Annotated in this window: 22 protein-coding genes; 17 read left to right on the forward strand and 5 right to left on the reverse strand. The window is 54.4% G+C overall.

What is annotated here, in order from left to right; genetic code table 11:
• The first annotated feature begins 40 nt into the window (after nt 1-40).
• The 7 genes from JF44_RS0111370 to JF44_RS0111400 all read left to right on the forward strand — a co-directional run bounded on the left by JF44_RS0111370 (nt 41) and on the right by JF44_RS0111400 (nt 5,419).
• Complete coding sequence (locus JF44_RS0111370) at nt 41-1,180, forward strand: ABC transporter substrate-binding protein (RefSeq protein ID WP_033069121.1); 1,140 nt, start codon at nt 41-43, stop codon at nt 1,178-1,180.
• 79 nt (nt 1,181-1,259) lie between these two features.
• Nucleotides 1,260-2,177, forward strand: a complete 918-nt coding sequence (locus JF44_RS0111375) for a branched-chain amino acid ABC transporter permease (protein ID WP_033069122.1) — start codon at nt 1,260-1,262, stop codon at nt 2,175-2,177.
• A gap of 1 nt (nt 2,178) precedes the next feature.
• On the forward strand, nt 2,179-3,165 hold the full coding sequence (locus JF44_RS0111380) for a branched-chain amino acid ABC transporter permease (RefSeq protein ID WP_033069123.1): 987 nt from the start codon (nt 2,179-2,181) through the stop codon (nt 3,163-3,165).
• Nucleotides 3,158-3,907, forward strand: coding sequence for an ABC transporter ATP-binding protein (locus JF44_RS0111385; RefSeq protein ID WP_033069124.1), 750 nt, complete (start codon nt 3,158-3,160; stop codon nt 3,905-3,907). The genes JF44_RS0111380 and JF44_RS0111385 overlap by 8 nt, the downstream gene beginning before the upstream one ends.
• A gap of 1 nt (nt 3,908) precedes the next feature.
• Nucleotides 3,909-4,598, forward strand: coding sequence for an ABC transporter ATP-binding protein (locus JF44_RS0111390; RefSeq protein ID WP_033069125.1), 690 nt, complete (start codon nt 3,909-3,911; stop codon nt 4,596-4,598).
• A gap of 1 nt (nt 4,599) precedes the next feature.
• Nucleotides 4,600-5,031 (forward strand): acyl-CoA thioesterase, encoded by a 432-nt coding sequence (locus JF44_RS0111395; RefSeq protein ID WP_033069126.1) that lies wholly within the window; start codon nt 4,600-4,602, stop codon nt 5,029-5,031.
• Nucleotides 5,024-5,419, forward strand: coding sequence for a RidA family protein (locus JF44_RS0111400; protein WP_033069127.1), 396 nt, complete (start codon nt 5,024-5,026; stop codon nt 5,417-5,419). The genes JF44_RS0111395 and JF44_RS0111400 overlap by 8 nt, the downstream gene beginning before the upstream one ends.
• An 83-nt stretch (nt 5,420-5,502) precedes the next feature.
• Here JF44_RS0111400 and JF44_RS0111405 read toward each other — a convergent pair whose 3' ends face one another.
• The 4 genes from JF44_RS0111405 to JF44_RS0111420 form a co-directional block, all read right to left on the reverse strand.
• Entirely contained in the window at nt 5,503-6,663 is a 1,161-nt protein-coding gene (locus tag JF44_RS0111405; protein ID WP_033069128.1) for an ABC transporter permease, read from the reverse strand.
• Nucleotides 6,660-7,580, reverse strand: a complete 921-nt coding sequence (locus tag JF44_RS0111410) for an ABC transporter permease (RefSeq protein WP_033069129.1) — start codon at nt 7,578-7,580, stop codon at nt 6,660-6,662. Before JF44_RS0111410 ends, JF44_RS0111405 begins: the two co-directional genes overlap by 4 nt.
• 15 nt (nt 7,581-7,595) lie before the next feature.
• Nucleotides 7,596-8,693 carry an ABC transporter ATP-binding protein gene (locus tag JF44_RS0111415; RefSeq protein WP_033069130.1) on the reverse strand — a complete coding sequence of 366 codons (1,098 nt, stop codon included), beginning with the start codon at nt 8,691-8,693 and terminating at the stop codon, nt 7,596-7,598.
• A gap of 146 nt (nt 8,694-8,839) precedes the next feature.
• A complete protein-coding gene (locus tag JF44_RS0111420) occupies nt 8,840-9,982 on the reverse strand; it encodes a substrate-binding domain-containing protein (protein WP_033069131.1) in 1,143 nt (380 codons plus the stop codon).
• 234 nt (nt 9,983-10,216) lie between these two features.
• On the opposite strand from JF44_RS0111420, the gene pdxR reads away from it, so the two are divergent.
• On the forward strand, nt 10,217-11,731 hold the full coding sequence (gene pdxR, locus JF44_RS0111425; protein ID WP_033069132.1) for a MocR-like pyridoxine biosynthesis transcription factor PdxR: 1,515 nt from the start codon (nt 10,217-10,219) through the stop codon (nt 11,729-11,731).
• A 47-nt stretch (nt 11,732-11,778) separates the two neighbouring features.
• On the opposite strand, the gene aptA is transcribed toward pdxR, so the two are convergent.
• Nucleotides 11,779-13,098, reverse strand: coding sequence for an omega-aminotransferase AptA (aptA, locus tag JF44_RS0111430; protein WP_033069133.1), 1,320 nt, complete (start codon nt 13,096-13,098; stop codon nt 11,779-11,781).
• 196 nt (nt 13,099-13,294) lie between these two features.
• On the opposite strand from aptA, the gene JF44_RS0111435 reads away from it, so the two are divergent.
• The 9 genes from JF44_RS0111435 to fdhF all read left to right on the forward strand — a co-directional run bounded on the left by JF44_RS0111435 (nt 13,295) and on the right by fdhF (nt 26,650).
• Nucleotides 13,295-14,029: a TSUP family transporter gene (locus JF44_RS0111435; protein ID WP_033069134.1), complete on the forward strand. Its 735-nt coding sequence runs from the start codon at nt 13,295-13,297 to the stop codon at nt 14,027-14,029.
• A 39-nt stretch (nt 14,030-14,068) separates the two neighbouring features.
• The gene (locus JF44_RS0111440; RefSeq protein WP_033069135.1) at nt 14,069-14,827 is read left to right on the forward strand and encodes an SDR family oxidoreductase; all 759 of its coding nucleotides are present in this window, start codon (nt 14,069-14,071) and stop codon (nt 14,825-14,827) included.
• Between the two features lie 139 nt (nt 14,828-14,966).
• Complete coding sequence (locus JF44_RS0111445; RefSeq protein ID WP_033069136.1) at nt 14,967-16,400, forward strand: sigma-54-dependent transcriptional regulator; 1,434 nt, start codon at nt 14,967-14,969, stop codon at nt 16,398-16,400.
• A complete protein-coding gene (locus tag JF44_RS0111450; protein WP_081944430.1) occupies nt 16,397-18,403 on the forward strand; it encodes a sensor histidine kinase in 2,007 nt (668 codons plus the stop codon). The genes JF44_RS0111445 and JF44_RS0111450 overlap by 4 nt, the downstream gene beginning before the upstream one ends.
• Before the next feature lie 294 nt (nt 18,404-18,697).
• A complete protein-coding gene (locus tag JF44_RS0111455; RefSeq protein WP_033069137.1) occupies nt 18,698-20,422 on the forward strand; it encodes an OFA family MFS transporter in 1,725 nt (574 codons plus the stop codon).
• Between the two features lie 324 nt (nt 20,423-20,746).
• On the forward strand, nt 20,747-21,640 hold the full coding sequence (locus tag JF44_RS0111460) for a LysR family transcriptional regulator (protein ID WP_033069138.1): 894 nt from the start codon (nt 20,747-20,749) through the stop codon (nt 21,638-21,640).
• 108 nt (nt 21,641-21,748) lie between these two features.
• On the forward strand, nt 21,749-22,213 hold the full coding sequence (locus JF44_RS0111465; protein WP_033069139.1) for a formate dehydrogenase subunit gamma: 465 nt from the start codon (nt 21,749-21,751) through the stop codon (nt 22,211-22,213).
• Nucleotides 22,210-23,766, forward strand: coding sequence for a formate dehydrogenase beta subunit (locus JF44_RS0111470; RefSeq protein WP_033069140.1), 1,557 nt, complete (start codon nt 22,210-22,212; stop codon nt 23,764-23,766). Before JF44_RS0111465 ends, JF44_RS0111470 begins: the two co-directional genes overlap by 4 nt.
• A 4-nt stretch (nt 23,767-23,770) precedes the next feature.
• The gene (gene fdhF, locus JF44_RS0111475; RefSeq protein ID WP_033069141.1) at nt 23,771-26,650 is read left to right on the forward strand and encodes a formate dehydrogenase subunit alpha; all 2,880 of its coding nucleotides are present in this window, start codon (nt 23,771-23,773) and stop codon (nt 26,648-26,650) included.
• Nucleotide 26,651: the final 1 nt, after the last annotated feature.

The following is a 26,651-nucleotide window of genomic DNA, read 5'->3' on the forward strand; positions in this document are numbered from 1 at the left end:
TGTTGCTAAACGAACAAAATGTATAAACACGGAGGCTTTAATGAAGGGTATTAAGACAACCATCGCAGCAGCGGCTGCTTTGCTTGTAGCCGGTGCAGCACAGGCTGAACCGGTCAAGGTCGGCATGATCACCACGCTTTCGGGCGGCGGTGCCGGTTTGGGTATTGATGCACGTGACGGCTTTATGCTTGCTGTCAAGCAGGCGAACAATCCCGATCTTGAAGTTGTGATCGAAGACGATCAGCGCAAACCGGACGTTGCTGTTCAGCTTGCTGATAAAATGATCCAGCAGGAAAAAGTTGATGTTCTGACCGGTATCATCTGGTCCAACCTTGCGATGGCAGTTGTGCCGTCTGCGGTTGCACAGGACAAAATCTATATGTCGGTCAATGCTGCACCGTCACAGCTTGCAGGGCGTGGCTGTAACGCCAACTATTTCAGCGTTTCCTATCAGAATGACAACCTGCACGAAGCCGCAGGCGGATACGCATCAAGTGCCGGCTATGAAAAAGCCTTCATCCTTGCGCCGAACTATCCGGCGGGCAAAGATTCCCTGACCGGTTTCAAGCGCTTCTTCTTTGGTGACGTTACCGACGAAGTTTACACCAAGCTTGGTCAAACCGACTATGCAGCCGAAATTGCACAAATCCGCGCATCGGATGCGGACCATGTGTTCTTCTTCCTGCCGGGCGGTATGGGCATTGCGTTCATGAAACAATATGCCCAGTCGGGTGTCGACAAACCGTTGATCGGTCCGGCGTTCTCGATGGATCAGGGCATCCTTGGTGCCGTGGGTGACGCAGCACTTGGTGTCAAAAACACCTCGAACTGGTCCAAAGACATCGATAACCCGACCAACAAGGCTTTCGTTGAAAGCTTCCAGGCGGAATACGATCGTCTGCCGTCGCTGTATGCGTCGTTTGGTTTCGACACCGCCAATCTTCTGCTGTCGGCGATGGACAAAGCCAGCATTTCGGACAAGGACGCATTCCGTGCGGCCCTGCGTGCGGCTGATTTTGATTCGGTTCGTGGCAAATTCACCTTTGGCCCGAACCAGCACCCGATTCAGGATCTTTATGTTCGTGAAGTCGTCAAGGAAGGCGACGTGCTGACCAACAAGATTGTTGGTAAGGCCCTGACGGATCACTCTGACGCTTATGCGTCGGAATGCTCGATGTAATGACGAGCTGACAAGAGGTTAGGGGCCGGTTTCGATTTTGTTATCGGCCCCTAGCCACCTTGTGACGGAGTTTCCAATAATGTTCTCTCTTTTTCTGGAGCAGCTGTTAAACGGCCTTCAGTCTGGTGTGATGCTTTTTTTGATGGCATCGGGACTGACGCTTGTTTTCGGCGTGATGGGGCTGATTAATCTGGCCCATGGCTCGCTCTATATGGTTGGTGCATTTGCCTGCGCGGCAGTTGCGGCCTGGACCGGTTCGTTCTGGTTGGGGCTTGTCGCCAGCCTGATGACCGCAGCCCTTGCCGGTGCGCTGGTTGAAATGCTGATTATTCGCCGTCTTTATAACCGTGATCACCTTGATCAGGTTCTGGCGACTTTTGCGCTTATTTTGATTTTTTCCGAAGGCACGCGCTGGGTGTTCGGGTCGTTCCCGCTGTTTTTAAGCTTGCCGGACTTTCTGACTGGCACGGTCGTGGTGGGCAGTTCATTTGAATATCCGATCTTCCGTTTGGCGATCATTGTTGCCGGTCTTGCGGTGGCTGCCGGGTTGTTCCTGCTGATTGGCAAGACCCGCCTTGGCATCCGTATTCGCGCAGGCGAGGCAGACCGTGGCATGATCGCGGCCCTTGGCGTGGATATTGACCGTCTTTACACATTTGTCTTTGCGCTGGGTGCTGCCTTGGCCGGGTTGGCCGGGGCCTTTGTCGGGACGACCCAATCCATTCAGGTTGGTATGGGTGAACCGGTCCTGATCTTGGCCTTTGTTGTGATCGTGATTGGGGGAATCGGCTCGATCAAAGGGGCGCTTGTTGGCTCTTTGCTGGTTGGTTTTACCGACACAATGGGCCGGTTTTTACTGCCGTATGCCTTTGCCACTTTCCTTGATCCGTCCAGTGCGACCGCGATTGGGTCGGCATTGGCGTCGATGTTGATTTATATCGTGATGGCGCTGGTTTTATTCCTGCGACCAAGCGGTTTGTTCGGGACGGAAGCCTGATATGACCATGAACCGCGAAACACTTATCAATTCCATTCTTGCCGTTGCGCTGGTCGCAGTCCCGCTGATCGCGCTTGGTATGGATGAGCCCTTTATCATCACGCTGGCGACCAAGGTGGCGATCTTTGCCATGGCCGGTGTCGGACTTAATCTTGTGCTGGGCTATGGGGGGCTTGTGTCCTTTGGCCATGCGGCGTTCTTTGGTATCGGCGGCTATGCGGCAGGTATTCTTGCCAGTCACGCGCTGAACTATGAACCGATCATGGAAAGCCCGTTTCTGATCGAAGGCACGACCCAGATGATCATTATCTGGATCGTCGCGCTTGTGGTCTCGGCATTCGTTGCGCTTGTCATTGGTGCAATCACGCTGCGCACAAGCGGGGTTTATTTCATCATGATCACGCTGGCCTTCGCGCAGATGATCTATTACTTCGCGATTTCCTGGCCTGCTTATGGCGGGGAAGACGGGTTGTCGATCTATGTGCGGAATGGCTTCCCGGGGCTCAATACGCTTGATCCCATCAGTTACTTTGGCCTGTGTGCAGCAATGCTGGGTTTGGCGATGCTGTTCTCGGCTGTTTTGATCCGTTCGCGGTTTGGCCTGGCGCTTCAGGGCGCGCGTCAGAATGCACAACGTATGACAGCCGTCGGGATTGCGCCATTTCGCATTCGTCTGGTGGCCTTTGTTGTTTCGGCGATGATCACCGCCCTTGCCGGTGCGCTTTATGCCGACCTTAACCGTTTTGTCAGTCCGACCATGTTGTCCTGGCACATGTCGGGTGAAATCATGGTGTTTGTCATTCTGGGCGGTGTGGGGCGTTTGTTTGGCCCGCTGGCCGGTGCGGCGTTATACATCATTCTTGAACATCTGCTGGGCGGGGTTTGGGAATTCTGGCAATTACCGCTTGGTGTCTTGTTGCTGATCGTGGTGCTGTTTGCACGCGGTGGCCTTGTCGGTGTTCTGGCGGGGGAGCGTAAACATGCCTGATGCCATTCTTTCACTGTCGAATGTCACCAAACAGTTCGGGTCACTTCTGGCCAGTGACAATGTCACGCTGGATTTGCGTTCCGGTGAAATCCATGCCCTGATCGGACCGAACGGTGCGGGGAAATCCACCCTGATCAAACAGGTCGCGGGTGAAATCACATCCGATAGCGGTGACATCCATTTCGATGGTCAGCACATCAACGCCCTTGATGCGGTTGCTCGTTCACGTATGGGATTGGCCCGAACGTTTCAGGTGTCATCCCTGATGCCGGAATTCTCGGTACTGCAAAACGTGATGCTGGCGCGCCAGTCGGTCAGCGGCAAGATATTCCGCTTCTTTAAACCCGTTCTTGGCGACAAGTCGCTGGTCGAACCGGCGATGGCGCAGCTTGAACGTGTCGGGCTCGCCGATCGGGCACAAATGCGTGCTGCCGATGTCTCGCACGGGGAACGCCGTCAGCTTGAAATGGCGGTGGCCTTGGCCCTTGAGCCCAAGGCCTTCCTGCTGGATGAGCCGATGGCCGGCATGGGGCCGGAGGGGTCCAAACGTCTGACCGGGTTCCTTGATGAATTGCGGGCACAGGCGCCGATCCTTTTGGTCGAACATGACATGGACGCGGTCTTTGCCCTTGCCGACCGGATTTCAGTGTTGGTGTATGGCCGGGTCATTGCAACGGGAACGGTCGAGGAAATCCGTGGCAACGATGACGTCAAACGTGCCTATCTCGGGGAGGACGCCTGATATGACTGCACTTCTCGAACTTTCCGGCGTAACCGCATTTTACGGCGCATCGCAGGCGCTGTTTGGCATTGATCTTTCGCTTGACGAAGGCGAGGCCGTTGCGCTGATGGGGCGCAATGGCATGGGGAAAACCACCACGATCAAAACCATTTGTCGCATGATGGAACATCGTGATGGCACCATTAAGTTTGCCGGGCAGGATTTGGCAAGGATGCCATCGCACAAGGCCGCGCGTCTTGGGCTTGGTCTGGTGCCAGAAGGGCGTCGGTGTTTTGCCCGTCTGAGTGTCACTGAAAACCTGATTGCAGCTGCCCGTCCGGGCGAATGGGATTTTGATCGTGTGGCCGGGTTGTTCCCGCGTCTGGCCGAACGTCGCGATCAAAAGGCCATGACCCTTTCGGGTGGGGAACAGCAGATGCTTGCCATTGGACGGGCCTTGATGACCAATCCACGCCTGCTGATTTTGGACGAAGCGACAGAGGGGCTGGCCCCTGTCGTGCGTCAGGAAATCTGGGCGGCGATCAATCAGCTCAAACAATCGGGATTGACGATCCTTGTTGTCGACAAATCGCTTAAGGAACTGTCAGGCGTTGCCGACCGATATGTGGTTGTTGAAAAGGGCGTTACGGCCTGGAGCGGTGCGGTCAATGAACTGACCGACGAACTTGCTGACCGATATCTGGGGGTCTGATATGGCGGCATTTAGTTATCGGCAGAAAGTCCTGTTTCAGCATTGCGACCCGGCGGGGATTGTATTTTATCCGCGCTATTTCGAAATGCTGAACGCCACGGTCGAAGAATGGTTCGAGGCCGTTATTGGCTGCGGGTTCCCGACCATGCACGGACCGATGCAGGTGGCGGTGCCAACAGTCGCGATCAATATCGCATTCACCGCCCCAAGCAAGCTTGGCGATCAGTTGGAATTCATCCTGATCCCGACCCGGATCGGGCGATCCAGTCTGGAACTGGACATCACGGCACGATCAGGCGCGGAGCAACGCCTGAAAGCCACCGTAACACTGGTCTTTACAAAACACGGGGCCGGGAAATCAGAGGCATGGCCAGATGATTTGCGTGCCAAAATCGAAAAAGAAATCAATCAAGTGGTAGAAAACAATGCTTAAAATCATTCAGCCGGACGGATGGAAACAACCCAAGGGATACGCAAATGGCGTATTGGCCGATGGCGCCCAGCTTTATATCGGTGGACAGATTGGCTGGAACGAAGATCAGGTCTTTGTCGCCAAGGATTTCGTCGGCCAGATGGAACAGGCGCTTAAAAATATCGTCGCTGTGCTTGAAGCTGCCGGTGGCAAGCCGGAACATATTGCGCGCCTGACATGGTATGTGACCGACAAAAAGGAATACCTCGCCCATCAGCGCGAAGTCGGCCAAGCCTATCAGCGTGTTTTGGGCAAGCATTTCCCGGCCATGACCATGGTTGTGGTCAAGGCATTGGTCGAAGACGAAGCATTGGTCGAGATCGAAGCAACGGCTGCCATTCCGTCCTGATCGGACACAGGTCTTTCCAAAAAGAAAAGGGCAGCACACCATATGCTGCCCTTTTTGTTGATTGGATCCCCTGACGTTGGGTTTTATTGGTCGTTGGGGGTATTCGTTCCGAGGTTTTCCGGCGAGAAGATATTGTTGCCGAACGGGCTTGGTGCCGATGCACCGCCTTCATTGCCGCCCACTGGACCCAGGTTTGGCATGGTCGGGGCCGGAACGTTCTGTTGCGGCGTATTCAGTGACTGTTGCTCCATCAGCTTCTGCTGAAGCGCACGTTTGTCTTCCAGAATCTGCGCTGTGCAGGCATTTGAATCGTGGTTCTGGATGAACATAACTGCGGCGAGAGCCAGAACCCCCAGTATCACGGCAACGGTTCCCGGATGGGTTGCGACCTTCAAAGCCGGGCGTTCAGCAACGACAAGGGCCCAGCTTTTGGTATTATAGCGGTTGCGGCATTCATAAATGATCGCCCCGATCAGGGTGATGGCAATAATGATTACAGCCACAGCAGAGATTGACGGATCAAGGCCATAGCGCACCTTGGACGAAAGTACCGTGGTAAAGGTGCTGCTTGAAACAATCGTGAAGACGGTGGTGTTGTAGTTTTCAAGCGACGCCAGGAATGCCAGAACCGTGGCGGAACCGATTGCCGGTGCCATGAAGGGCAGAAGCACTTTGACAAAGGCCTGTGTCGGGGTTGCGCCCATATCAAGGGCCGCCTCGGTCAGGGTCGTATCAAAACGCTGGATACGTGACAGGAACACCAGCATCGAATAAGCGGCGATAAAGGTTACCTGACCAAAGATGGTCAGGAACGTCCCGTCATAGAAGAAACTCTCATAGGGGGCATTGAACAGTGTGCCAATCCGGTCCCAGAAAATCAGCGTCGAAAGACCGATCACAACACCCGGCACCAGAATGGGTGCAATAAAGATCGTATAAAGCGCTGCACGCAGTTTGGGTCCGACCTGCGACAGGGTGATTGCCGCGGCCAGTCCAATCGGAATGGCCACACAAACCACACCAACCCCGATCAAAAGCGAATTGCCAAGACCCGCCAGAAGCTTGTCATCAGCAGCAAGCTTGCCAAACCAGTCGGTGGTAAAGCACTCCCACGGCGAAACGCGCGGGAAGGTCGAAGAGTTGAACGCAGTGATCACCATTATGATCAACGGTCCGAACAGATAGGCAAAGAACAGGGTCAGATAAAGACCGGGGATCAATGCTGTTGGGGATTTCATCTTCATTGTTTGATCTCCCCGATAGAGACCTTGAACAGGCGCATTACAAGCAAGACAAGCGCAATACAGACAATCAGAAGAACCATCGCATAGGCTGATCCGCGCGGCCAGTTGCCGCCGGAGTTAAACCATTGATAGACCAACTGTGTGAACCACAGGTTCGACGGGCCACCCAAAATCTGCGGTGCAGCAAGGGCACCGGACGTCAGCATGAAAACCATGGTCATGCCTGATGCAATCCCCGGCTTGGCATAGGGAATGACAACCTTGGCATGGACCTGCCACCAGTTTGCGCCCATATCGCGGGCGGCTTCGATCTGGTTGCGATCAAGGCTTTCAATCGCGTTATAAAGCGGAAAAATCATCAAGAGGATGTAGGCGTAGGCCAACCCGGCATAAAGCGCGACATCCTGACGGATGAAGTCAATCGGTGTATCCCAAAGCCCAAGCCCCATGCCTGTTTCATTGATCACCCCTGTTGCCCCAAACAGAATGCGAAACGCAAAGGCACGCAGGATTTCATTGATCCAGTAGGGAACAATAAGGGCAAGAACCAGCAAACGTGCCTTGGCACCGGTTGAAGATTTCGCCAGAACAAAGGCAACCGGGTAACAGATGATCAAATCGAAAATCGTGACAAACACTGCAGCGAGCAGTGTTTTGAACAGGATGCCGATATCAAGGGTGTTGAGCCCATCCGAAGCACCGCTTCCCTGGAAGAAGTATCGGTATTGCTCAAGGGTATAGACGTCTTCCGGGCCGCCGATTTTGGCAGGCGGCAGGTTAAAGCGGAACGAATAGTCCAGCATGGTCAGTTGCGGCAGGATGATCAGGATGAACACCCAGAGGCTGACGGCAAGCATCAGGTAGATTGAGACTGCCATCCCGTTGCGTCGGACAAGGTCGTAAAAAAGATCACGCATGATACTGGCCCCTTGTTACGCGCTGGCCAATTCGCCCGGTTTGAGCGCAATGCCCATTCCCGGTGCGAAATCGAGTTTGACCGGGGCATTGGCTTCAATCGCGTTGGTGCCATCATTGATCAGCGAAAGTTTGAGGTCCTTGCCACTCGCATTCATCACGATGTGACGCATGTTGCCCTCGAACTCTTCGGTGACGAAATTGGTGCTGAACTGATTAATGGCACTTTCGTCCTTTGACAGCCGAAGGGCTTCCGGGCGCACGAAAAGATGGCACGCATCACCGGGGGCAAGGGCTGGTCCGCCCGCCGGATGGTTTTCGACCGCAAACGGTGTTCCCAACCCGGCATCGATTTGCATCACCTTGCCGTCATTCGACAAAACCGTGCCATCAAGCACGTTATTTTCGCCCACGAAGGAGGCAACGAAGCTTGTGGTCGGATGGTCGTAAATCGCTTTGCCATCGCCGATTTGTTCGATTTTGCCCTTGTTCATCACCGCAATGCGATCCGACATGGTAAGCGCCTCACCCTGATCATGGGTGATGTAGATAAAGGTAAGTCCGACTTGTTTTTGAATGGCGCGCAATTCAGTGCGCATATGTTGGCGCAGTTTAAGGTCAAGGGCCGAAAGCGGTTCATCAAGAAGCAGGATGTCTGGTTCAACCGCAAGCGCGCGGGCAATTGCCACACGCTGTTTCTGCCCGCCCGAGAGTTCGCTGACCTTTTTGTCGCCCTGACCGGGCAGGGCAATCAGTTCAAGCAATTCATCAGCACGCTTGCGCCGGTTTTTTTTGCTAACACCACGTACTTCAAGGGGGAACGCGATGTTGTCAGCGATTGAACGCAGCGGGAAAAGTGCAAGGTTCTGGAAAATCAGGGCGGTGGGGCGCTTGTTTGGACCAACGCCGCGCATGTCTTCGCCACCGATTTTTACTTTGCCGCGCGTCGGTTCCTGAAAACCGGAAATACAGCGTAGAAGGGTTGTCTTTCCACAGCCGGACGGGCCAAGGAAGGAAAAGAACTCGCCACCTGCGATGTTCAGATTTGCCTTGTGGACGGCGGTAAATTCACCGAATTCCACCCAGACATGCTCAAGCGAAATCTCTTTGGTCATTGAAACTGGCAACCCCCTGAAAACGGCAATGCCCTGTTCACCCGGGAAAACAGGCGACAACGGAATTATTGTTGTTTGAAAAGAATAGGGTCAGAAACCCGAAAGGGCGGCACGGGGTATTGTCGTGCCGCCCTTGGATACTGGGTTTAGGCGCTTTCGAAGCGGTTCACATACTCGGTACGCATGTCCGCATACCACTGCGGTTCGGACGGCCACGGGTTAAGCTTGGCCAGCGCATCGCCTGGATATGCATCGGCAAAGTTCTTGGCATAGGCTTCGCCTGCAAACTTGTCGGCACCCAAAACCGGAGAGTTGTAACCGTGATGGTCAATTGCCTCACCAGCCAGTTCCGGCTTGAAGGCATATTTGATGAACTCGTAAACCTGTTCGATATTCTCAGCACCGGTCGGCAGTGCAAGGCCATCAACCCACGCCAGCGCGCCTTCTTTCGGTGCCCGATACATCACCGGCTCGCCAGCAGTTTTAAGCGCAAGTGGCGGACCATCCCAAGTCTGACCAACAATGACGCCTTCGTTCAGAAGGCCGTTTTTCTGGGTATCTGCATCGTTCCAGATCAGTTTGATATTACCTTTACGTGCGATGCACCATTCGGTGATCTTTTCCCAAACCGGACGCATTTCTTCTTCTGAAGTGTAGGCTTTCCAAACGGAACCCGGTGCGAGTTCGCCGATGGTTTCCATGTACAGCCCGGCACCGAGCATCATGGAATGTGCACGGCCCATGGTTTTGCCAGAATTGGCTTCGGACCAGACATCACCATAAGACGGGAACATGCCGTCCGGTTGGAACTGGTCGGTGCGCCAAGCCATGCCTTCGGTGCCCCAGATGTGCGGCAGCCAGTAGGTGGTACCAGCTTCGAATGCCCAGTCGGTGCTGCCGATTTTGGCCATCGCCGGGTTAACGGCGTCAATGGCGACTTTGGACATGTCGAACGGCTGAAGCAGTTCCAGTGCCTTCCACTGAAGTGCACGGTTGTTGGTCGGCGATACGATGTCAAAGCCGCGACCTTTGGAGGCCTTCATCTTGTTGATGATTTCCTCGTTCGAACCGATACCGGTGTAATTGACCGTAATGCCCGTTGCATCGGTAAACGATTTGAGAAACGTCTCCGGCAGGTAATCGGACCACATCAAAATGTTGATCTCACCCGAAGAAGCGAGTGCTTTTTTGCTGATAATCGCAGGCATAGCAAGTGCCGAACCGGCGGCAAGCGATCCCTTGAGAAGTGTGCGCCGGTTAAATTTGGGGCCGGAATTGAACTTGGTCATCCGTATGTCTCCTGATAGCCGGGATTTTACCCTTATGTGCGGCGCACCATGCGCCTCCCTGGTGGACATAACTTCCCTGAACCGACCGCATTATGATCGCGGTTCTTGTTCCTGCTTTATCGCATTGACAAAATGGTATATCTGCCGGTTACTCTAGTGATAGAGCCACAGGGCAAAAACTATGGTGCCAGACGAGCTAACTTGCTGCGGTGCCGAAAAAAGGGGGTGTTTCCGATGCTTGATATTCGGCTTGAGGACCCGGCGGATGCAGGTCAGACCCTGCAGCAACAGCTGCATCAAGGGCTTGTCGATGCGATTCTGGAAGGGCGCCTCCCTTCACACCAGCCCCTGCCATCAACCCGTGATCTGGCATCTGCGCTCAAGGTGTCTCGCAATACGGTTGTACTCGTCTATCAACGGCTGCTTGATGATGGATATCTGACAGCAGTCTGGCGCCGCGGGCATTTCGTCAATGAACAATATATCCGTCAGCAACTGCGTCTGAGCGTTGATACGCGTACCGCGTCGTTGTTTTCAAAGGAACGTGATCCCGACCTGTGGCGTCGCCATTTAAGATTCCGTCCGACAGAGGCACGCAACATTGTGAAACCGGCCAACTGGCGGGATTTCCCCTATCCGTTCATTTATGGTCAGGTTTCACCGGACAAGACCACCATCTCGCGCTGGCGTGATTCCATGCGGTTGGCCGGATCGCTTGCCCATTCGCAAAGCTGGGTCAGCGATCAGGTCGATATGGATGATCCGCAACTTCTGGAACAAATTATTACACGCATCCTTCCCCATCGTGGTTTGGGGGCTCATCCGGAACAGCTGCTCATTACGATTGGCGCGCAGAATGCCTTGTTTTTGGTGGGGCATCTTCTTGCCGGACGCGGAAGGACCGTGGGTGTCGAAGATCCGGGCTACGTTGATGCAAGAAACATTTTTGCTTCGACGGGTGCCGATATTTGCCCGCTGCCGACAGACAGCGAAGGTCTGGCCAACTCAACCCAATTGTCTGATTGCGATATGGTCTATACCACGCCATCGCATCAATGTCCGACCAGTGTCACCATGTCGCTGGACCGTCGTTTGCAGCTTGTCGAACGGGCACGTAACGAGGACTTCATCCTGGTCGAGGATGATTACGAGCACGAGCTGAATTATGTTGGTCATCAGCGCGCTGCACTCAAGAGTTACGATAATTCCGGTCATATCATCTATATCGGCAGTCTGACCAAACTGATGTTCCCGGGGCTCAGAATTGGCTACATCCTTGCTGATAGCGAACTGATCAAGGAACTGCGCGCACTTCGCCGCCTGAATTATCGCCATCCGTCGGCACAGGATCAACGCGCCATGGCGCTGTTTATTGGCGAAGGCCATCTGGACTCACACCTGCGACGCACCCGTGATCGTTTGTCGGAAAAATGGCAGCTGATGCAAAATGAAATTGCCCGGAAATTACCTGAACTGCACGTAACGCCGACATCAGGCGGGTCTGCAGTCTGGGTGAAATTGCCCGGTGATATCGATGCGTGGGCGGTCCATCGCGAAGCTGCCAAACGTGGTGTTCTCGTGGAGCCAGGGGACGTGCATTATTGCGATCCCGACGGGGCACCGCGTGATCGCCTCAGATTGGGGTTTGCGGTAATTGACCGCGATCAGATTTCATCGGGCATCACCCAGTTGCGCGATGCCATCATGGCAGTGATGGCTGAAAACAACAAAGGGACCGCTGCACAGTAAACTGCTTGGCGATCCCTTTGTGTTAACCTCAGTTTTCCGCAAACAGATTACAAAGGCGAGCCAAGAACCTTCTGAAGGATGGCAACCATGTCGTTGATGTCCTGTTCGGTGCTGACGAACGCAGGTGCGAAAATGATGGCATCACCGGTCGCCTTGACATGCAGTCCTTCGTCAAACAGTGCGCGTTGCGCCCAACTGCCTTTTGCACCTGGTGCCTCGCCCGGTGTCAACTGAATGCCAGCCATCATGCCATAACCACGAAGGTCGCTGACATGGGGCAGGTTGCGCAGACCAAACACGCCATCAAGGAATGGCGAAGACAAAATGTTCGCGCGTTCGAACAGTTTGTCATTGGCATAGATATCAAGCGCTGCAATCCCGGCCGCACAGGCGACCGGATGTGCCGAATATGTATAGCCGTGGAAGAATTCCGGACGGTCGGCTTCACCAGCCGCGTCAAAGACCGCAGCTTGAATTTCGGCACTGGTGGCAACCGCACTCATGGGAATAGCGCCGTTGGTCAGTGCCTTGGCCATGGTAATCAGGTCCGGCTTGACTGCGAATGCCTGGGAGGCGAAAGCAGAACCTGTACGGCCAAAACCTGTAATCACTTCATCAAATACCAGCAGGATGCCGTATTTGTCGCAAATCGCGCGAAGCTTTTCGAGATAGCCTTTGGGCGGCACAATCGTGCCAATCGAACCGGCAATCGGTTCAACAAAGACTGCGGCAATGGTATCGCCGCCATAGGTCTTGCAGATTTCCTCAAGGTCATTTGCCAGATCGGCATCGGTTTCCGGCTGACCGCGGGTGAATTTCTGTTCTTCGGTCCAGGTGTGGCGCATATGGACAACGTCACAGGTAATGCCCGAAAAATCACGACGGTTATTGACCATCCCGGCAAGTGACGTGCCGCCAAGGTTTACACCATGATATCCCCATGCGCGTGAAACAAAACGGGTGCGCTGTGCATTTCCGGTCGCGCGATGATAGGCAAGACACATCTTCATTGCGGTATCAACGGCTTCCGAACCCGATCCTGCAAAAAATACGCGATCAAGACCATCCGGCAGGATGCCAGCCAGCTTTTCGGCAAATTCAAACGAAACAGGGGCAGCGCGTTGGAAATGTGGTGAATAGTCCAAGGTGCTGAGCTGCTTATGAACCGCATCGGCAATTTCCGGACGCCCGTGCCCCGCAGCACAACAAAACAGCCCCGATGAACCATCCAGAATTTCACGACCTTCCGGTGTCCAGTACTTCACACCTTGTGCCTTGGCAAACATCTGCGGTTCTTCCTGAAACAGACGGTTGTTTGTAAAGGGCATCCAATGATTGGTCATGTTCGGTTTGACGGAAACGTTCATGCTGGCTCCTGTCTTTCACAGTGTGGGGCGGAAATCTTCTGCTTCTAGCTAAACCCGTCACCTGACACCGCGTTAGTGCCAGAACGCGACAATATTTGGGTCCAGATCGATATGTGGCTCCATTAAAAGGCGGGATGTGGCTCTATCAATGGTGCAATCAGTGACGTAATTCAGGTCTGTAACATTGGGGAATTTGATGGAACTGATCCTGTCTGGCACGGTCGTTGCGATTGCAGCCCTGTTTCGGGGCATTACCGGATTTGGTTTTGCTCTGTTGGCGGCCCTTGGCTTGTCAACCGTGCTTGCTCCGGCAACTGCAACACCGGTTATTCTGGTCATTGATATCGTCCTGACGGGACTGATCCTGCGCGATTTTGACCGCACCAAGGTAGATTGGCGGGCATGTGCGATCCTTCTGACTTTCGGGTTTTTCGGCGCTGTGCTTGGTCCGCATGTTGCCTTTGCTCTGGATGACCTGACCATTCGAATTGCCACCAACCTTGCGATCGCGGTGGCGGCTTTGGTCGCCATGCTGCACCACCCGCCAAAATGGATGGGCCATTTTGTTGTTGGTGCGCTTTTGGCCTGTTCAGTCGGTATTCTGATGTCAGGTTTTGCCGTTGGCGGCCCACTGGTCGCCGCCTGGCTTCTGGCCGGCGGGACGCAGGATGTCAAGGTGCGCTACACGCTTGCGATCTATTTCGGTACGGTCGATCTGCTTGGCTTTATCACCCGGGCTGTCTCGGGCATGTTGCCAGACGATTTCATTCCCCTTTTGTTGCCCTTGTTGCTGATTGCGGTGATCGCCTATTTCCCGGGCGAGCTGATCTATCGCCGTTTGTCGGCGCATGTCTGGCGCCGTGTTTGCGCCATTAGCCTCGTTCTCATTGCCATTGCCGGTTTCGTTCAGACCATCGCAATCGGTCTGTAACCACATTCATCAAACAACATCACATCAGCGGAGCATTCCATGACCAAAACAGCACTTATTACCGGCGCAACTTCTGGCTTCGGCGCGGCAACGGCCCGCCGTTTTGTCACGGAAGGGTGGAAAGTCATCGTCACCGGTCGTCGTGCCGAACGCCTTGAAGCTATTGTCGATGAACTTGGTGGTGCCAAGGTTGCCCACCCATTGTGCTTTGATATTCAGGACGCCGATGCCATCCAGAAGGCGATTGATGGTCTTCCTGCCGATTTTGCGGATGTCGATCTTCTGGTCAACAATGCCGGTTTGGCACTGGGCACCGCACCGGCACAGGAATGCAATCTGTCAGACTGGATGACGATGATTGATACCAATACGAAGGGCCTGGTCGCAATCACGCGCATCGTGCTTGATAAGTTGATTGAGCGCAAAGGTGCCATCGTCAATCTGGCATCGATTGCATCGAACTGGCCTTATCCGGGCGGTAATGTTTACGGCGCGACAAAGGCCTTTGTGCAGCAATTCTCGCTGGGTATTCGCTGTGATCTGGCGGGCACCGGTGTGCGGGTGACCTCGATCGAGCCGGGGCTTTGCGAAAGTGAATTCACCCTGGTGCGCACCGGTGGCAACAAGGAAGCTTACGATAACCTCTATCGTGGTGCTGACCCGATCCAGCCCGAAGACATTGCCGAAAGTATTTTTTGGGTCGCAAACCTTCCGGCACATGTGAACGTCAATTCGCTTGAAGTTATGCCGGTCAGTCAAAGCTGGTCACCCTTTGCCATCCATCGCAAAGAAGGCTAAGGCATTGTAAAATCGATCTCGTTGGTGGCCGTGGCATTCGACGCCAGAATGGAGCAGCGGTCACCAACGGTTTTGCTTTTCTCTTTGCGCTGAACTAAGCTTTGAAAAAACAAAAAGCATGTTTCAGCGGAGGGATATCATGAGTTCGACTGTTCTGGACACGTCGGATGGGGCGGCGTTGCCTGCGGGTAATGATACAGCCCATAGCGGGCCGGGGCCCGAATTCGGCCCTTGGCTGGAAAAGGCATCCATCCTGATCGTCGATGACGAACCGGGCATGCGCAATTTTCTTGTCCGTACTCTGGGTCCACGCGCCAAACAGGTGAAAGAAGCGGCCGACTGCGAAGAAGCGACCGCCTTGCTTGACAAGCATCACTTTGATGTCGTCATCCTTGATAACATCATGCCCGGCAAAAGCGGGGTGGAGTGGCTGACCGAACAGCGCGAGATCGGCTTTTTCTCTGACGCGATCCTGATGACGGCCTATGCCGATCTTGATACCGCGATCAAGGCGCTTCGTGCCGGGGCGGTCGACTTTGTTCTGAAGCCATTTCGCTCGAACCAGATTTTGAACGCAGTGGCGCGTTGTCTGGACCGGATGCGGTTGCGCCGTGAAAACCATGTATTGCGCCATGAACTGCGTGCAACATCCGAACATGTGTTGCTGCGCGACAAGCTGATTGGCTATTCACCGCAAGTGCAGGAAATTCGCGAAACCATTGCCCGGGTTGCACCGTTGCCGACATCCATCCTGATTTCTGGTGAAAGTGGCACGGGCAAGGAAGTTACCGCGCGTTCATTGCACGCACTGTCTGATCGGGCGTCTAAGCCGTTTGTTCCGATTAATTGTGCTGCCATCCCGTCTGAAATGATCGAAGCGGAACTGTTTGGTCATGTCAAAGGGGCCTTTACCGGTGCACAGGCCGCGCGCGATGGTCTTTTCATGCATGCGCAGGGCGGAACACTGTTTCTCGATGAAGTTGGTGAATTGTCGCTGGCAACCCAAAGCAAGCTTTTGCGCGCAATCGAAAGCCGCCGTATCCGGCCCGTGGGATCAGAACGTGAAGCACAGGTCGATCTGCGCTTTGTCTTTGCCACCAATGCCAACCTAGAAGCTGAAGTCGAAGCGGGCCGGTTCCGCGCAGATCTGTTTTACCGCATCAATGTCATGCATATCGAAATGCCGCCACTGTCGGCGCGCGGGGATGATGTGCTTGAACTGGCTGATCTGTTTATGAACAAACTGTCCAAGCAGCTTGGCGTGCGCGAAGTTCCGATGGATGCGGCGGTGCGTGCCGGGCTGACACGTTATGACTGGCCGGGCAATGTACGTGAATTGCGCAACCTGATTGAACGCACGCTGATTTTAGGGCGGTTTCCCGATGAATTTCGTGATGCCCGGGCCGATCAGGCTTCATCAGGTGATAGTGACGAAACCCTTGATGAAATGGAACGTCGTCACATTTTGGCGATGCTTCACAAAACCGGGGGCAACCGGAACGAGGCCGCACGTCGTCTTGGTGTGTCGCGCAAAACAATTGATCGCAAGTGTGCAACCTGGGATCAGCAATGACATCGATGTCGCGCCGCGGTTTCAGAAACACCAAGCGAACACGGTCTGTTCGGTTCAAATTGCTGGCGATCGCATTGTTGCCAACGCTGGTGATTTTGCCGCTTTTGCTTGGCGTGATGATGGTGCGGTGGAACGGCAAATTTGATGCGCTTTTGACATCAAAGGTCAGTGCCGACCTGACAATCGCCCATCAATATTTTACCCATATCCTTGAAAATACGGGCGAACAGATCAACGCACTTGGGCAATCCGTATCCTTTCAGGATGTGCTTGCCTCTGATGATGCGGGGGCTGTTGCAAAACTGCTTGAAACGCAGCGAGAAACGCTTGGTCTTGATTTCCTGTATTTGTCAGAAGGCCGTGATTTAAATACGGGGGCAGGACAATCTGGCAACTGGCCGGTGATCACTCGTGCCCTGTCCGGGACGTCATCAACCAGTGTCGATATTTTTAGCAATGCCGAACTTGCTGCTGTGTCTTCCAAACTGGCTGAACGGGCGCAGCTTGATCTGGTGGACACGCCCAACGCAGTTCCCACAACGCGGGATCGCGAAACCCGTGGCATGGTTGTCCATTCAGCAAGCCCCGTGACGCTGCCATCAGGGCAAAAAGCTGTTTTGGTGGGGGGCATTCTGCTTAATCAGAATTTGGGCTTCATCGATACCATCAATGATCTTGTTTATCGCCAAAACAGCTTGCCGGAAGGAAGTCAGGGGACCGCGACCCTGTTTCTCGATGATGTCCGCATCAGCACCAATGTTCGCCTGTTTGAGGATCGTCGCGCACTGGGAACCCGCGTTTCGAGCGCGGTGCGGCAAACCGTACTTGAAGATGGCAAGGTCTGGCTCGATAGCGCCTTTGTCGTCAATGACTGGTATATTTCGGCCTATGAGCCGATAAAGGACAGTTACGGCAAACGGGTCGGGATGCTCTATGTCGGTTTTCTGGAAACGCCTTTTACACAAACCAAATATGAAAGCCTGTTGATCCTGATCGGGGCGTTTTTGTTTGTGGCAGCGCTGTCGGTTCCAATTTTCCTAAGATGGGCGCGCGGCATTTTCAAACCGCTGGAACGGATGACCACCACCATCGCCCAGGTCGAAAGCGGTGATTTTTCCGCCCGGACCAATCTGAACAAGGTGCGTGATGAAATCACGCTGGTGGCAGATCATCTTGATAATCTGCTTGATCAGGTACAAGAACGCGATAAACGTTTGCGTGCCTGGAATGACGAGCTGAATGCACGCGTGGATGCCCGCACCAGTGAACTTCGCAAAGCCAACCTTGCACTCGAAGAAACCACCAAACAGTTGATCATGTCAGAAAAGCTGGCGGCAATCGGGGAAATCACCGCTGGCGTCGCCCATGAGATCAACAATCCGGTAGCGGTTCTGCAAGGAAATCTGGATGTGTTGCGCGATCTTTTGGGGGAACATGCCAAACTTGGCGATACGGAATTTCGCCTGATTGACGAGCAGGTCAACCGCATCAATCTGATTGTGACCAAGCTTCTGCAATTTGCCAAACCCGAAGAATATGCAGGCTTTGTTGAGCGTCATAGCGTTCCTCTGGTCATCGAAGACTGCATGCCGCTTATTGCCCATCTGCTTGGGCGGGCAGAAATCGACGTGGTGCGTGACCATCAATCAACCCGCCTTGTTCTTATGAACCGGACAGAGTTACAGCAGGTTCTGGTCAATCTGATGGTCAATGCCCTGCATGCGATGCCCGAACGCGGGACCCTGACCCTGATTGATGTTGATGAAATGCGCCGTGGCAGACCGGGGGTTCGGATAACCATCTGCGATACGGGTATCGGCATGACGCCGGACGTGCTCAATCGGATTTTTGATCCGTTCTATACCACCAAGCGTCGCGAAGGCACGGGGCTTGGCTTGTCGATCACGAAAACCCTGATTGATCGTCAAAGCGGTTTTCTTGATGTCACTAGCACACCTGGAAAAGGCACAGAATTTACCATATGGCTGCCTGAAGCAGACTGATAAATACCGGTCGATCTCCTTTTAAATTTTGCAAGTGCGAGTGGACATTTTGTCCATGTACCCGTTTTGCGTGCGTAAATTTGTAGACATTTTGTCCACGCGCGTGCGCTGCAATATCCCCCGATGGTTTGGAAAAATGACAGAAACCGGCGCAAAGTGCGTTGTGGCATGGCGATTGCCAAGTTGAGAATTCCGGATGCGGATACCGCTGTCTCCGCGTTTGCCCTGCACCATGACCAATTGTGCGACGGGGAAGGGCAAGGAAAATGATAAAACCGGGAGGAAAACAACGTCATGTTTGACAAGCTCAAGAAAGAACACATCGTCGCCGGCGACGATTTCAACCGCTGGAAAGTTCCGCCAGCATCGATCGCCATTCATCTGTGCATTGGATCTGTCTATGCCTGGAGCATCTTTAACCCGCCACTGATCAGGGAATTTGGCGTGGTCAGTGCAAGTTCGGGTGACTGGGGTCTGCAATCCGTTGTCTGGATTTTCTCTGTCGCCATTGTCTTTCTTGGCCTTGCGGCTGCCTTTGGCGGCAAGTGGCTTGAAGAAGTCGGCCCGCGCATGGTCGGCGTTGTTGCGGCATTTTGCTGGGGCGGCGGTTTCATCATTGGCGGTCTTGGTATCATGACCCATCAGCTTTGGCTGGTGTATCTGGGCTATGGCGCGCTTGGTGGCTGTGGTCTTGGTTTGGGTTATGTTTCGCCCGTATCGACCCTGATCCGCTGGTTCCCGGACCGACGCGGCATGGCGACCGGCATGGCGATCATGGGCTTTGGCGGTGGTGCGATGATCGCAACCCCGATCAAGGAAAGCCTGCTGACTGCGTTTTATAAGGTTCCTGATTATCTTGGCCCGGAAAGTGCCGTGAACCTTGTGACCGAGGGTGGCAAGCGCATGGCCGAAGTTGGCGGCCAGATGGTCGAAGTTGTGGTTGCCGGTGCCGCACAGGTTGCCGCGGCCCCCGTGCCGATCGAAGAAGGCGTTTATGTTGCTGGAACCGGCAATACCGGTGCGGCTGCGACCTTCTTGACGCTTGGTGTTGCCTATTTCATCGTCATGATCATTGCGTCCTTCTCCTATCGTGTGCCGCGTGAAGGGTGGCTGCCGGCTGGCTGGACGCCGCCGACTGCCGATACCGCATCCAAACGCATGATCACGCATGCAAATGTTCACATTGATCAGGCGCTTAAAACACCGCAGTTCTATCTGCTGTGGATTGTGCTGTGCTTTAACGTGACGGCCGGTATCGGGGTGATTGGCGTTGCCAAAACCATGATGACGGAAATCTTTGGCACGACGTTGCCGTTCATTGTGAACTCTGCCTTTGCGGCGACCTATGTGTTCATGATTTCCGTGTTTAACATGTGTGGTCGTTTCTTCTGGGCGTCGATGTCGGATTATATCGGGCGCAAGAACACCTATTATTGCTTCTTTATTCTGGGCATCGTTCTCTATCTGTCGATCCCGTTTGCAGCCCAGCAGGTCAGCATCAATCCGGCTGTGACATGGCTTGTCATGTTCTACGGTGCGACCATGATCATCTTCACGATGTACGGCGGTGGCTTTGCAACCATTCCGGCCTATCTTGCCGATATCTTTGGCACCAAATATGTCGGTGGTATCCATGGGCGTCTTCTGACCGCGTGGAGTACGGCGGGTGTTCTTGGTCCACTTGCCATCACCCAGTTGCGTCAGGCTTCGGTCACCAGTTCTATCAAGGATCTGGCCGCCAAGATTGACCCGGCCGTGTTCCAGGAGAAATTCGGTGCGGGCATCAATCAGCTTGATCAACTGGTTGCGGCCAAAACGGTGACCATCGGGCGTCTGATGGAAATCGCACCGGCAGGCACGGTCGATCCGACCTCCAGCCTTTATAACACCACCATGTATGCCATGGCGGCACTGCTTGCGATTGCGCTGATTGCCAACAAGATGGTCAGCCCGATCCATGAAAAGCATCACATGGAAACACAGGAATCCGCCGGACGCGAAGCCACGTCCAAAGCGTAACCTGATCGATGGCGCCAGCCACCACACCCTTGGCTGGCGCCGGTTTTACCGGTTTTGTCCACTTTCCTGCAAAACCGGGCCAGTAAAATCGGGCCAGTAAAACCTAGCATGAGTGGGGCATCATGCGGTCCTGACCCTAAGATCAGGGGCCAGATCCGGGCTTGGTTCATCCGGTTCGGATCTGGGTTCTGTTGCAGGAATAACCTTTATGCCCGTAGGGGTAATCGGTTATCCTGCATTCAGGACAATGTTCCTGGAAATTTGGTGTTCATTCTGAACCGCGCATCCAATTGACGTGATGCCAGACCCCATGCTGGATATGCCATGATCGATAAACTTGAAATGTTTATGGTGCTTGCCCGCGAGCAGCATTTTGGCCACGCCGCAGAGGAATGCGGGGTGACACAGCCGACGCTGTCAAGTGCGCTGCGCCAGCTTGAAGATCACCTTGGCGTGGTGCTGGTCAAACGCGGATCACGCTATCAGGGCCTGACATCAGAAGGTGAACGGGTTCTGGAATGGGCGCGCCACATTGTCGGCAGCACACGATCCATGCGTGACGAAGTCCGTGCTATGCGCTTTGGCCTGACCGGGCAGGTGCAGATTGCGGTGATCCCGACGGCACTTTCGATGGTACATGAACTGACAACGCCGTTTCGCGAAAAACATCCCGATGTGACATTTGCCATCTTGTCGCGGACCTCGACCGAAATTCAGGCGTTGCTTGATAATCTTCAGATTGATGTCGGCATTACCTATCTTGATAACGAACCTCTGGGGCGGGTGACATCCATTCCGCTGTTTTACGAACGCTATCATCTGGTGACGTCAAATTTAGATGATATCGGGGATCGCACAAGCATCACCTGGCGCGAAGCAGCAGAATTTCCGCTCTGTCTGTTGACGCCAGATATGCAAAACAGACGGATCATCAATCAACATCTGCAAGCCGCGGGGGCCAAGGTCAGTCCGACCCTTGAAAGTGATTCCATGATTGCCCTGTTTACCCATGTTCATACCGGGAACTGGGCCAGCATCATGCCCGCGAAAATGGTCCGTGAATTCAGCATCGAAGATCGGGTGAAATCCATTCCGATTATCGAACCGGACGCAACCCATCTGGTTGGCATGATCGCGGCAAAACGTGAACCTGCAACACCTGTGGTTTCGGCACTTCTAAAAGAAGCCACACAGATCTCAGAGCTGCAACCCGCTTGATAGGTTTTCGCTATCGCGTAACGGGATGGCTTTATTGAACCAATGGGCGCGATGCCCGACACTATAAAAAAATAAATAACATTTAACATGCTTGAGAGAGAGGCTTGCATGTCGGAAACGACCGAGGACCAGAATGTCCGCGTCGCTGCCATTTGTGATCAGATGGCAGCCCTTGAGGGACCGCTCCTGCCCATTCTGCATGAAGTGCAGGAAGAGTTTGGCTATATCCCTGATGGCGCGCTGCAGACCATTGCAAAGAAGCTGAACCTTAGCCGGGCAGAAGTCCATGGGGTGGCAAGCTTCTATCACGACTTCCGCGAAGAGCGTGCAGGCAAGCATGTCATCAAGATCTGCCGGGCCGAAGCCTGTCAGGCGATGGGGGCAGATGCCCTTGGCGATCAAATTCGCCGCCACCTGAAAGTTGACTGGTCGCAAACCACGGCTGATCACAAGATCACACTGGAACCTGTTTTCTGTCTTGGTCTGTGCGCCTGCGCCCCGGCGGCGATGGTGGATGGCAAGCTTGTTGGCCGTGTCAGTGCCGATCGCATTCTGGAAAAGGTGGGGTCATGAGCATCAAGGTTTATGTTCCGCTTGATTCCGGTTCTGTCGCACTTGGTGCGGATGATGTTGCATCTGCCATTGCCGCCAAGGCATCGAAAACCGGTGCCGATATCAAAATCGTGCGCAACGGGTCGTTTGGCATGTATTGGCTTGAACCGATGGTCGAGGTTGAAACCCCGCGTGGGCGTATTGCGTATGGTCCGGTCAGTACCGATGATATCGACGCATTGTTTGATGCCGATTTCCTTGCAGGCGGCGATCACAAGCTTTTACGGGGCCGCACACAGGATATCCCGTTCCTTAAAAGCCAGTCACGTCTGACCTTCCAGCGTTGCGGCATCATTGATCCGGTATCGCTTGATGATTACCGCGCCAATGAGGGCCTGACCGGGCTTGAAAATGCGCTGAAGATGACGGACGCAGAAATCGTCAAGGCCGTCACCGATAGCGGCCTGCGGGGTCGTGGTGGAGCCGGTTTCCCGACGGGGATCAAATGGAATACCGTCCGCGAAGCGGAAGCCTCTCAGAAATACATCGTCTGTAACGCTGATGAGGGCGACAGCGGCACCTTTGCCGATCGCATGATCATGGAGGGTGAGCCGTTTGTCCTGATCGAAGGCATGATCATTGCCGGTCTCGCGACGGGGGCGACCAAGGGCTATGTCTATACCCGTTCGGAATATCCGATTGCGATTGATATCATGAATGAGGCAATTGAAGTCGCCCGTGATGCTGGTGTTCTAGGCGACAGCGTCCTTGGATCGGGCAAGGCGTTCGATATCGAAGTCCGCATGGGGGCTGGTGCCTATGTCTGCGGCGAGGAAACATCGCTTCTTAACAGCATGGAAGGAAAGCGCGGGGTTGTTCGTGCCAAGCCGCCGTTGCCCGCCCTTGAAGGTTTTCTTGGTCGCCCGACGGTGGTCAATAACGTGATTTCGCTGTGCTCGGTTCCGGTCATTTTGGAAAAGGGTGCAGAATATTACCGCGATTACGGCATGGGCCGGTCACGCGGCACCATCCCGATCCAGATTGCCGGCAACGTCAAACATGGCGGGCTTTATGAAGTCGGCTTTGGTCTGACACTTGGTGAAATTGTTGAGCAGATCGGCGGTGGGACCGCATCGGGACGCCCGATCAAGGCCGTTCAGGTCGGTGGTCCTTTGGGGGCCTATTTCCCCAAGGAGCTGTTTGATACGCCGTTTGACTACGAAGAGTTCATGAAACGTGATGGCCTGATTGGCCATGCCGGGGTTGTCGTGTTTGATGACACGGTCGATATGATGAAACAGGCCCGCTTTGCCATGGAATTCTGTGCGATTGAATCGTGCGGCAAATGCACGCCATGTCGCATTGGCTCTGTGCGTGGGACCGAAGTGGTCGACAAGCTTGAACGCGGTGAAGAGCCCGAAGTTCAGATCGAACTGCTGCGTGACCTTTGTGAAACCATGAAGTTCGGATCGTTGTGCGCGTTGGGGGGCTTTACCCCTTATCCGGTCCTAAGCGCACTGACCCATTTCCCTGATGATTTCAAGCCACGTGCGCTTGATATAGCTGCGGAGTGAAACGATGTCCTTGATCAAAGAAGTTGACTACGGAACCCCCGCCAAGAATTCCGAAAAGACGGTGACCCTGACCATTGATGGCAAGGACGTTACCGTGCCTGAGGGGACATCGGTCATGCGGGCTTCGATGGAGGCCGGCATTCAGGTGCCCAAGCTCTGCGCGACCGATATGGTCGATGCATTCGGTTCGTGCCGTTTGTGCCTGGTCGAGGTCGAAGGCCGCAACGGCACACCGGCATCCTGCACGACACCGGCGTCTGACGGCATGGTGGTCCGCACCCAGACCGATCGGCTCAAGAAAATCCGCAAAGGTGTGATGGAGCTTTATATCTCTGACCATCCGCTGGATTGTCTGACCTGTGCGGCCAATGGCGATTGCGAATTGCAGGACATGGCCGGTGCGGTTGGTTTGCGTGATGTGCGTTATGGGTATGAAGGTGGCAACCACGTTCAGGTCCGCCAGAACGGCGAAGAAAACCCGCGCTATATGGCCAAGGATGAAACCAACCCGTATTTCACCTATGACCCGTCGAAATGCATTGTCTGTTCGCGCTGTGTGCGGGCCTGCGAAGAAGTGCAGGGCACCTTTGCCCTGACCATCGAAGGTCGCGGTTTTGAATCCCGCGTGTCCCCGGGCATGCATGAAAACTTCATGGATTCCGAATGCGTATCTTGCGGTGCCTGTGTGCAGGCCTGCCCGACTGCAACGCTTCAGGAAAAATCCGTCATTGAAATCGGTCAGCCGGAACATTCGGTTGTTACAACCTGCGCTTATTGCGGGGTCGGCTGTTCGTTCAAGGCGGAAATGCGCGGCGAGGAACTTGTCCGCATGGTGCCCTATAAGGATGGCAAGGCCAACCGGGGGCATTCCTGTGTGAAGGGGCGCTTTGCCTATGGCTATGCCAATCACAAGGACCGCATCCTCAATCCGATGATCCGCGAAAGCGTTGATGAACCGTGGCAGGAAGTCAGTTGGGAAGAAGCCCTTCGCTTCACCGCCGATAAGTTCAAGGGCATTCAGGCCAAATACGGCAAGGGTGCGCTGGGCGGGATTACCTCGTCACGTTGCACGAACGAGGAAACCTTCCTGGTTCAGAAATTGATCCGCGCCGGGTTTGGCAATAACAACGTTGATACCTGCGCCCGTGTTTGCCACTCACCGACCGGTTATGGATTGAAAACCACGTTTGGGACTTCGGCCGGGACGCAGGATTTTGATTCTGTCGAACATACCGATGTTGTCATCCTGATCGGCGCAAACCCGACCGATGGCCATCCTGTCTTTGCCTCGCGCCTGAAAAAGCGCCTGCGTCAGGGCGCGAAACTGATCGTGATTGATCCGCGCCGGATTGATCTTGTGCGATCCCCCCATATCGAGGCGGTTGCCCATTTGCCATTGCGTCCGGGCACCAATGTTGCGGTTCTGACATCGCTTGCTCATGTCATTGTCACCGAAGGCCTGTTTGACGAGGCTTTCGTGCGTGAACGGTGCGACTGGGACGAATTCCAGGATTGGGCAGCGTTTGTATCTGACCCCAAACACAGTCCCGAAGCCATCGCCGACATGATCGGTGTGGATGCTGAGACCATGCGCAAGGCCGCACGTAGCTTTGCCACGGGCGGAAATGGCGCGATCTATTATGGTCTGGGTGTGACGGAACACTCTCAGGGTTCGACCACTGTGATGGCGATTGCCAACCTTGCCATGGCGACCGGCAATATCGGTCGTCCGGGGGTGGGTGTGAACCCGCTGCGCGGTCAGAACAACGTGCAAGGGTCGTGCGATATGGGATCTTTCCCGCACGAATTGCCGGGCTACCGCCATATTCAGGACAGTGCCACCCGCGATATTTTCGAAGATATCTGGGGTGTGAAGCTTGATGACGAACCGGGTCTTCGTATTCCCAACATGCTTGATGCCGCTGTCGATGGCACGTTTAAGGGCATCTATATTCAGGGCGAAGACATTCTTCAATCTGATCCGGATACCAAACATGTTGCAGCCGGTCTGGCGGCGATGGAATGCGTGGTTGTCCATGACCTGTTTTTGAACGAAACGGCAAACTACGCGCACGTGTTCCTGCCCGGTTCGACCTTCCTTGAAAAGGACGGCACATTCACCAACGCCGAACGCCGGATCAACCGGGTGCGAAAGGTGATGACGCCGATGAACGGCTTTGCCGATTGGGAGGTGACCCAGAACCTTGCCCGTGCGATGGGCCTGGACTGGAATTATACCCATCCGTCGCAAGTCATGGCCGAAATTGCTGCAACCACGCCAAGCTTTGCCAATGTCAGCTATGACCTGCTCGAACGCGAAGGGTCGGTGCAGTGGCCGTGTAATGCCAAGGCCCCGACGGGCACGCCTGTCATGCATATGGATGGCTTTGTTCGAGGCAAAGGTAAGTTCGTTGTGACCGAATATGTCGCAACCGATGAACGCACCGGTCCGCGCTTCCCGCTTTTGCTGACAACGGGGCGTATCCTGAGCCAGTATAATGTGGGGGCACAGACCCGCCGTACGGAAAACTCCGCCTGGCACAAGGAAGATCTTTTGGAAATCCACCCGCACGATGCCGAACAGCGCGGCATTCGTGAAGGTGACTGGATCCGTTTGGCATCCCGGTCGGGCGAAACATCCCTTCGCGCCACCATTACCGACCGTGTTGCACCGGGTGTGGTTTACACCACCTTCCACCATCCCGGTACGCAGGCCAATGTGATTACCACCGACTATACTGACTGGGCGACGAATTGTCCGGAATACAAGGTAACAGCGGTGCAGGTTTCATCATCCAACGGACCGACCGAATGGCAGGTGGAATATGACCGTCAGGCCGAACAGTCGCGTCGGATTAAACCGCGCGTTGATGCCGCAGAATAGG

Origin of the sequence: Thalassospira australica (genome assembly GCF_000763295.1) — a bacterium.
Lineage (GTDB): Bacteria > Pseudomonadota > Alphaproteobacteria > Rhodospirillales > Thalassospiraceae > Thalassospira > Thalassospira australica.

Coding starts and splice junctions, on each gene's coding strand:
- JF44_RS0111370 (WP_033069121.1), top strand. CDS start 41: ATGAAGGGTATTAAGACAACCATCGCAGCAGCGGCTGCTTTGCTTGTA.
- JF44_RS0111375 (WP_033069122.1), top strand. CDS start 1,260: ATGTTCTCTCTTTTTCTGGAGCAGCTGTTAAACGGCCTTCAGTCTGGT.
- JF44_RS0111380 (WP_033069123.1), top strand. CDS start 2,179: ATGACCATGAACCGCGAAACACTTATCAATTCCATTCTTGCCGTTGCG.
- JF44_RS0111385 (WP_033069124.1), top strand. CDS start 3,158: ATGCCTGATGCCATTCTTTCACTGTCGAATGTCACCAAACAGTTCGGG.
- JF44_RS0111390 (WP_033069125.1), top strand. CDS start 3,909: ATGACTGCACTTCTCGAACTTTCCGGCGTAACCGCATTTTACGGCGCA.
- JF44_RS0111395 (WP_033069126.1), top strand. CDS start 4,600: ATGGCGGCATTTAGTTATCGGCAGAAAGTCCTGTTTCAGCATTGCGAC.
- JF44_RS0111400 (WP_033069127.1), top strand. CDS start 5,024: ATGCTTAAAATCATTCAGCCGGACGGATGGAAACAACCCAAGGGATAC.
- JF44_RS0111405 (WP_033069128.1), bottom strand. CDS start 6,663: ATGAAGATGAAATCCCCAACAGCATTGATCCCCGGTCTTTATCTGACC.
- JF44_RS0111410 (WP_033069129.1), bottom strand. CDS start 7,580: ATGCGTGATCTTTTTTACGACCTTGTCCGACGCAACGGGATGGCAGTC.
- JF44_RS0111415 (WP_033069130.1), bottom strand. CDS start 8,693: ATGACCAAAGAGATTTCGCTTGAGCATGTCTGGGTGGAATTCGGTGAA.
- JF44_RS0111420 (WP_033069131.1), bottom strand. CDS start 9,982: ATGACCAAGTTCAATTCCGGCCCCAAATTTAACCGGCGCACACTTCTC.
- pdxR (WP_033069132.1), top strand. CDS start 10,217: ATGCTTGATATTCGGCTTGAGGACCCGGCGGATGCAGGTCAGACCCTG.
- aptA (WP_033069133.1), bottom strand. CDS start 13,098: ATGAACGTTTCCGTCAAACCGAACATGACCAATCATTGGATGCCCTTT.
- JF44_RS0111435 (WP_033069134.1), top strand. CDS start 13,295: ATGGAACTGATCCTGTCTGGCACGGTCGTTGCGATTGCAGCCCTGTTT.
- JF44_RS0111440 (WP_033069135.1), top strand. CDS start 14,069: ATGACCAAAACAGCACTTATTACCGGCGCAACTTCTGGCTTCGGCGCG.
- JF44_RS0111445 (WP_033069136.1), top strand. CDS start 14,967: ATGAGTTCGACTGTTCTGGACACGTCGGATGGGGCGGCGTTGCCTGCG.
- JF44_RS0111450 (WP_081944430.1), top strand. CDS start 16,397: ATGACATCGATGTCGCGCCGCGGTTTCAGAAACACCAAGCGAACACGG.
- JF44_RS0111455 (WP_033069137.1), top strand. CDS start 18,698: ATGTTTGACAAGCTCAAGAAAGAACACATCGTCGCCGGCGACGATTTC.
- JF44_RS0111460 (WP_033069138.1), top strand. CDS start 20,747: ATGATCGATAAACTTGAAATGTTTATGGTGCTTGCCCGCGAGCAGCAT.
- JF44_RS0111465 (WP_033069139.1), top strand. CDS start 21,749: ATGTCGGAAACGACCGAGGACCAGAATGTCCGCGTCGCTGCCATTTGT.
- JF44_RS0111470 (WP_033069140.1), top strand. CDS start 22,210: ATGAGCATCAAGGTTTATGTTCCGCTTGATTCCGGTTCTGTCGCACTT.
- fdhF (WP_033069141.1), top strand. CDS start 23,771: ATGTCCTTGATCAAAGAAGTTGACTACGGAACCCCCGCCAAGAATTCC.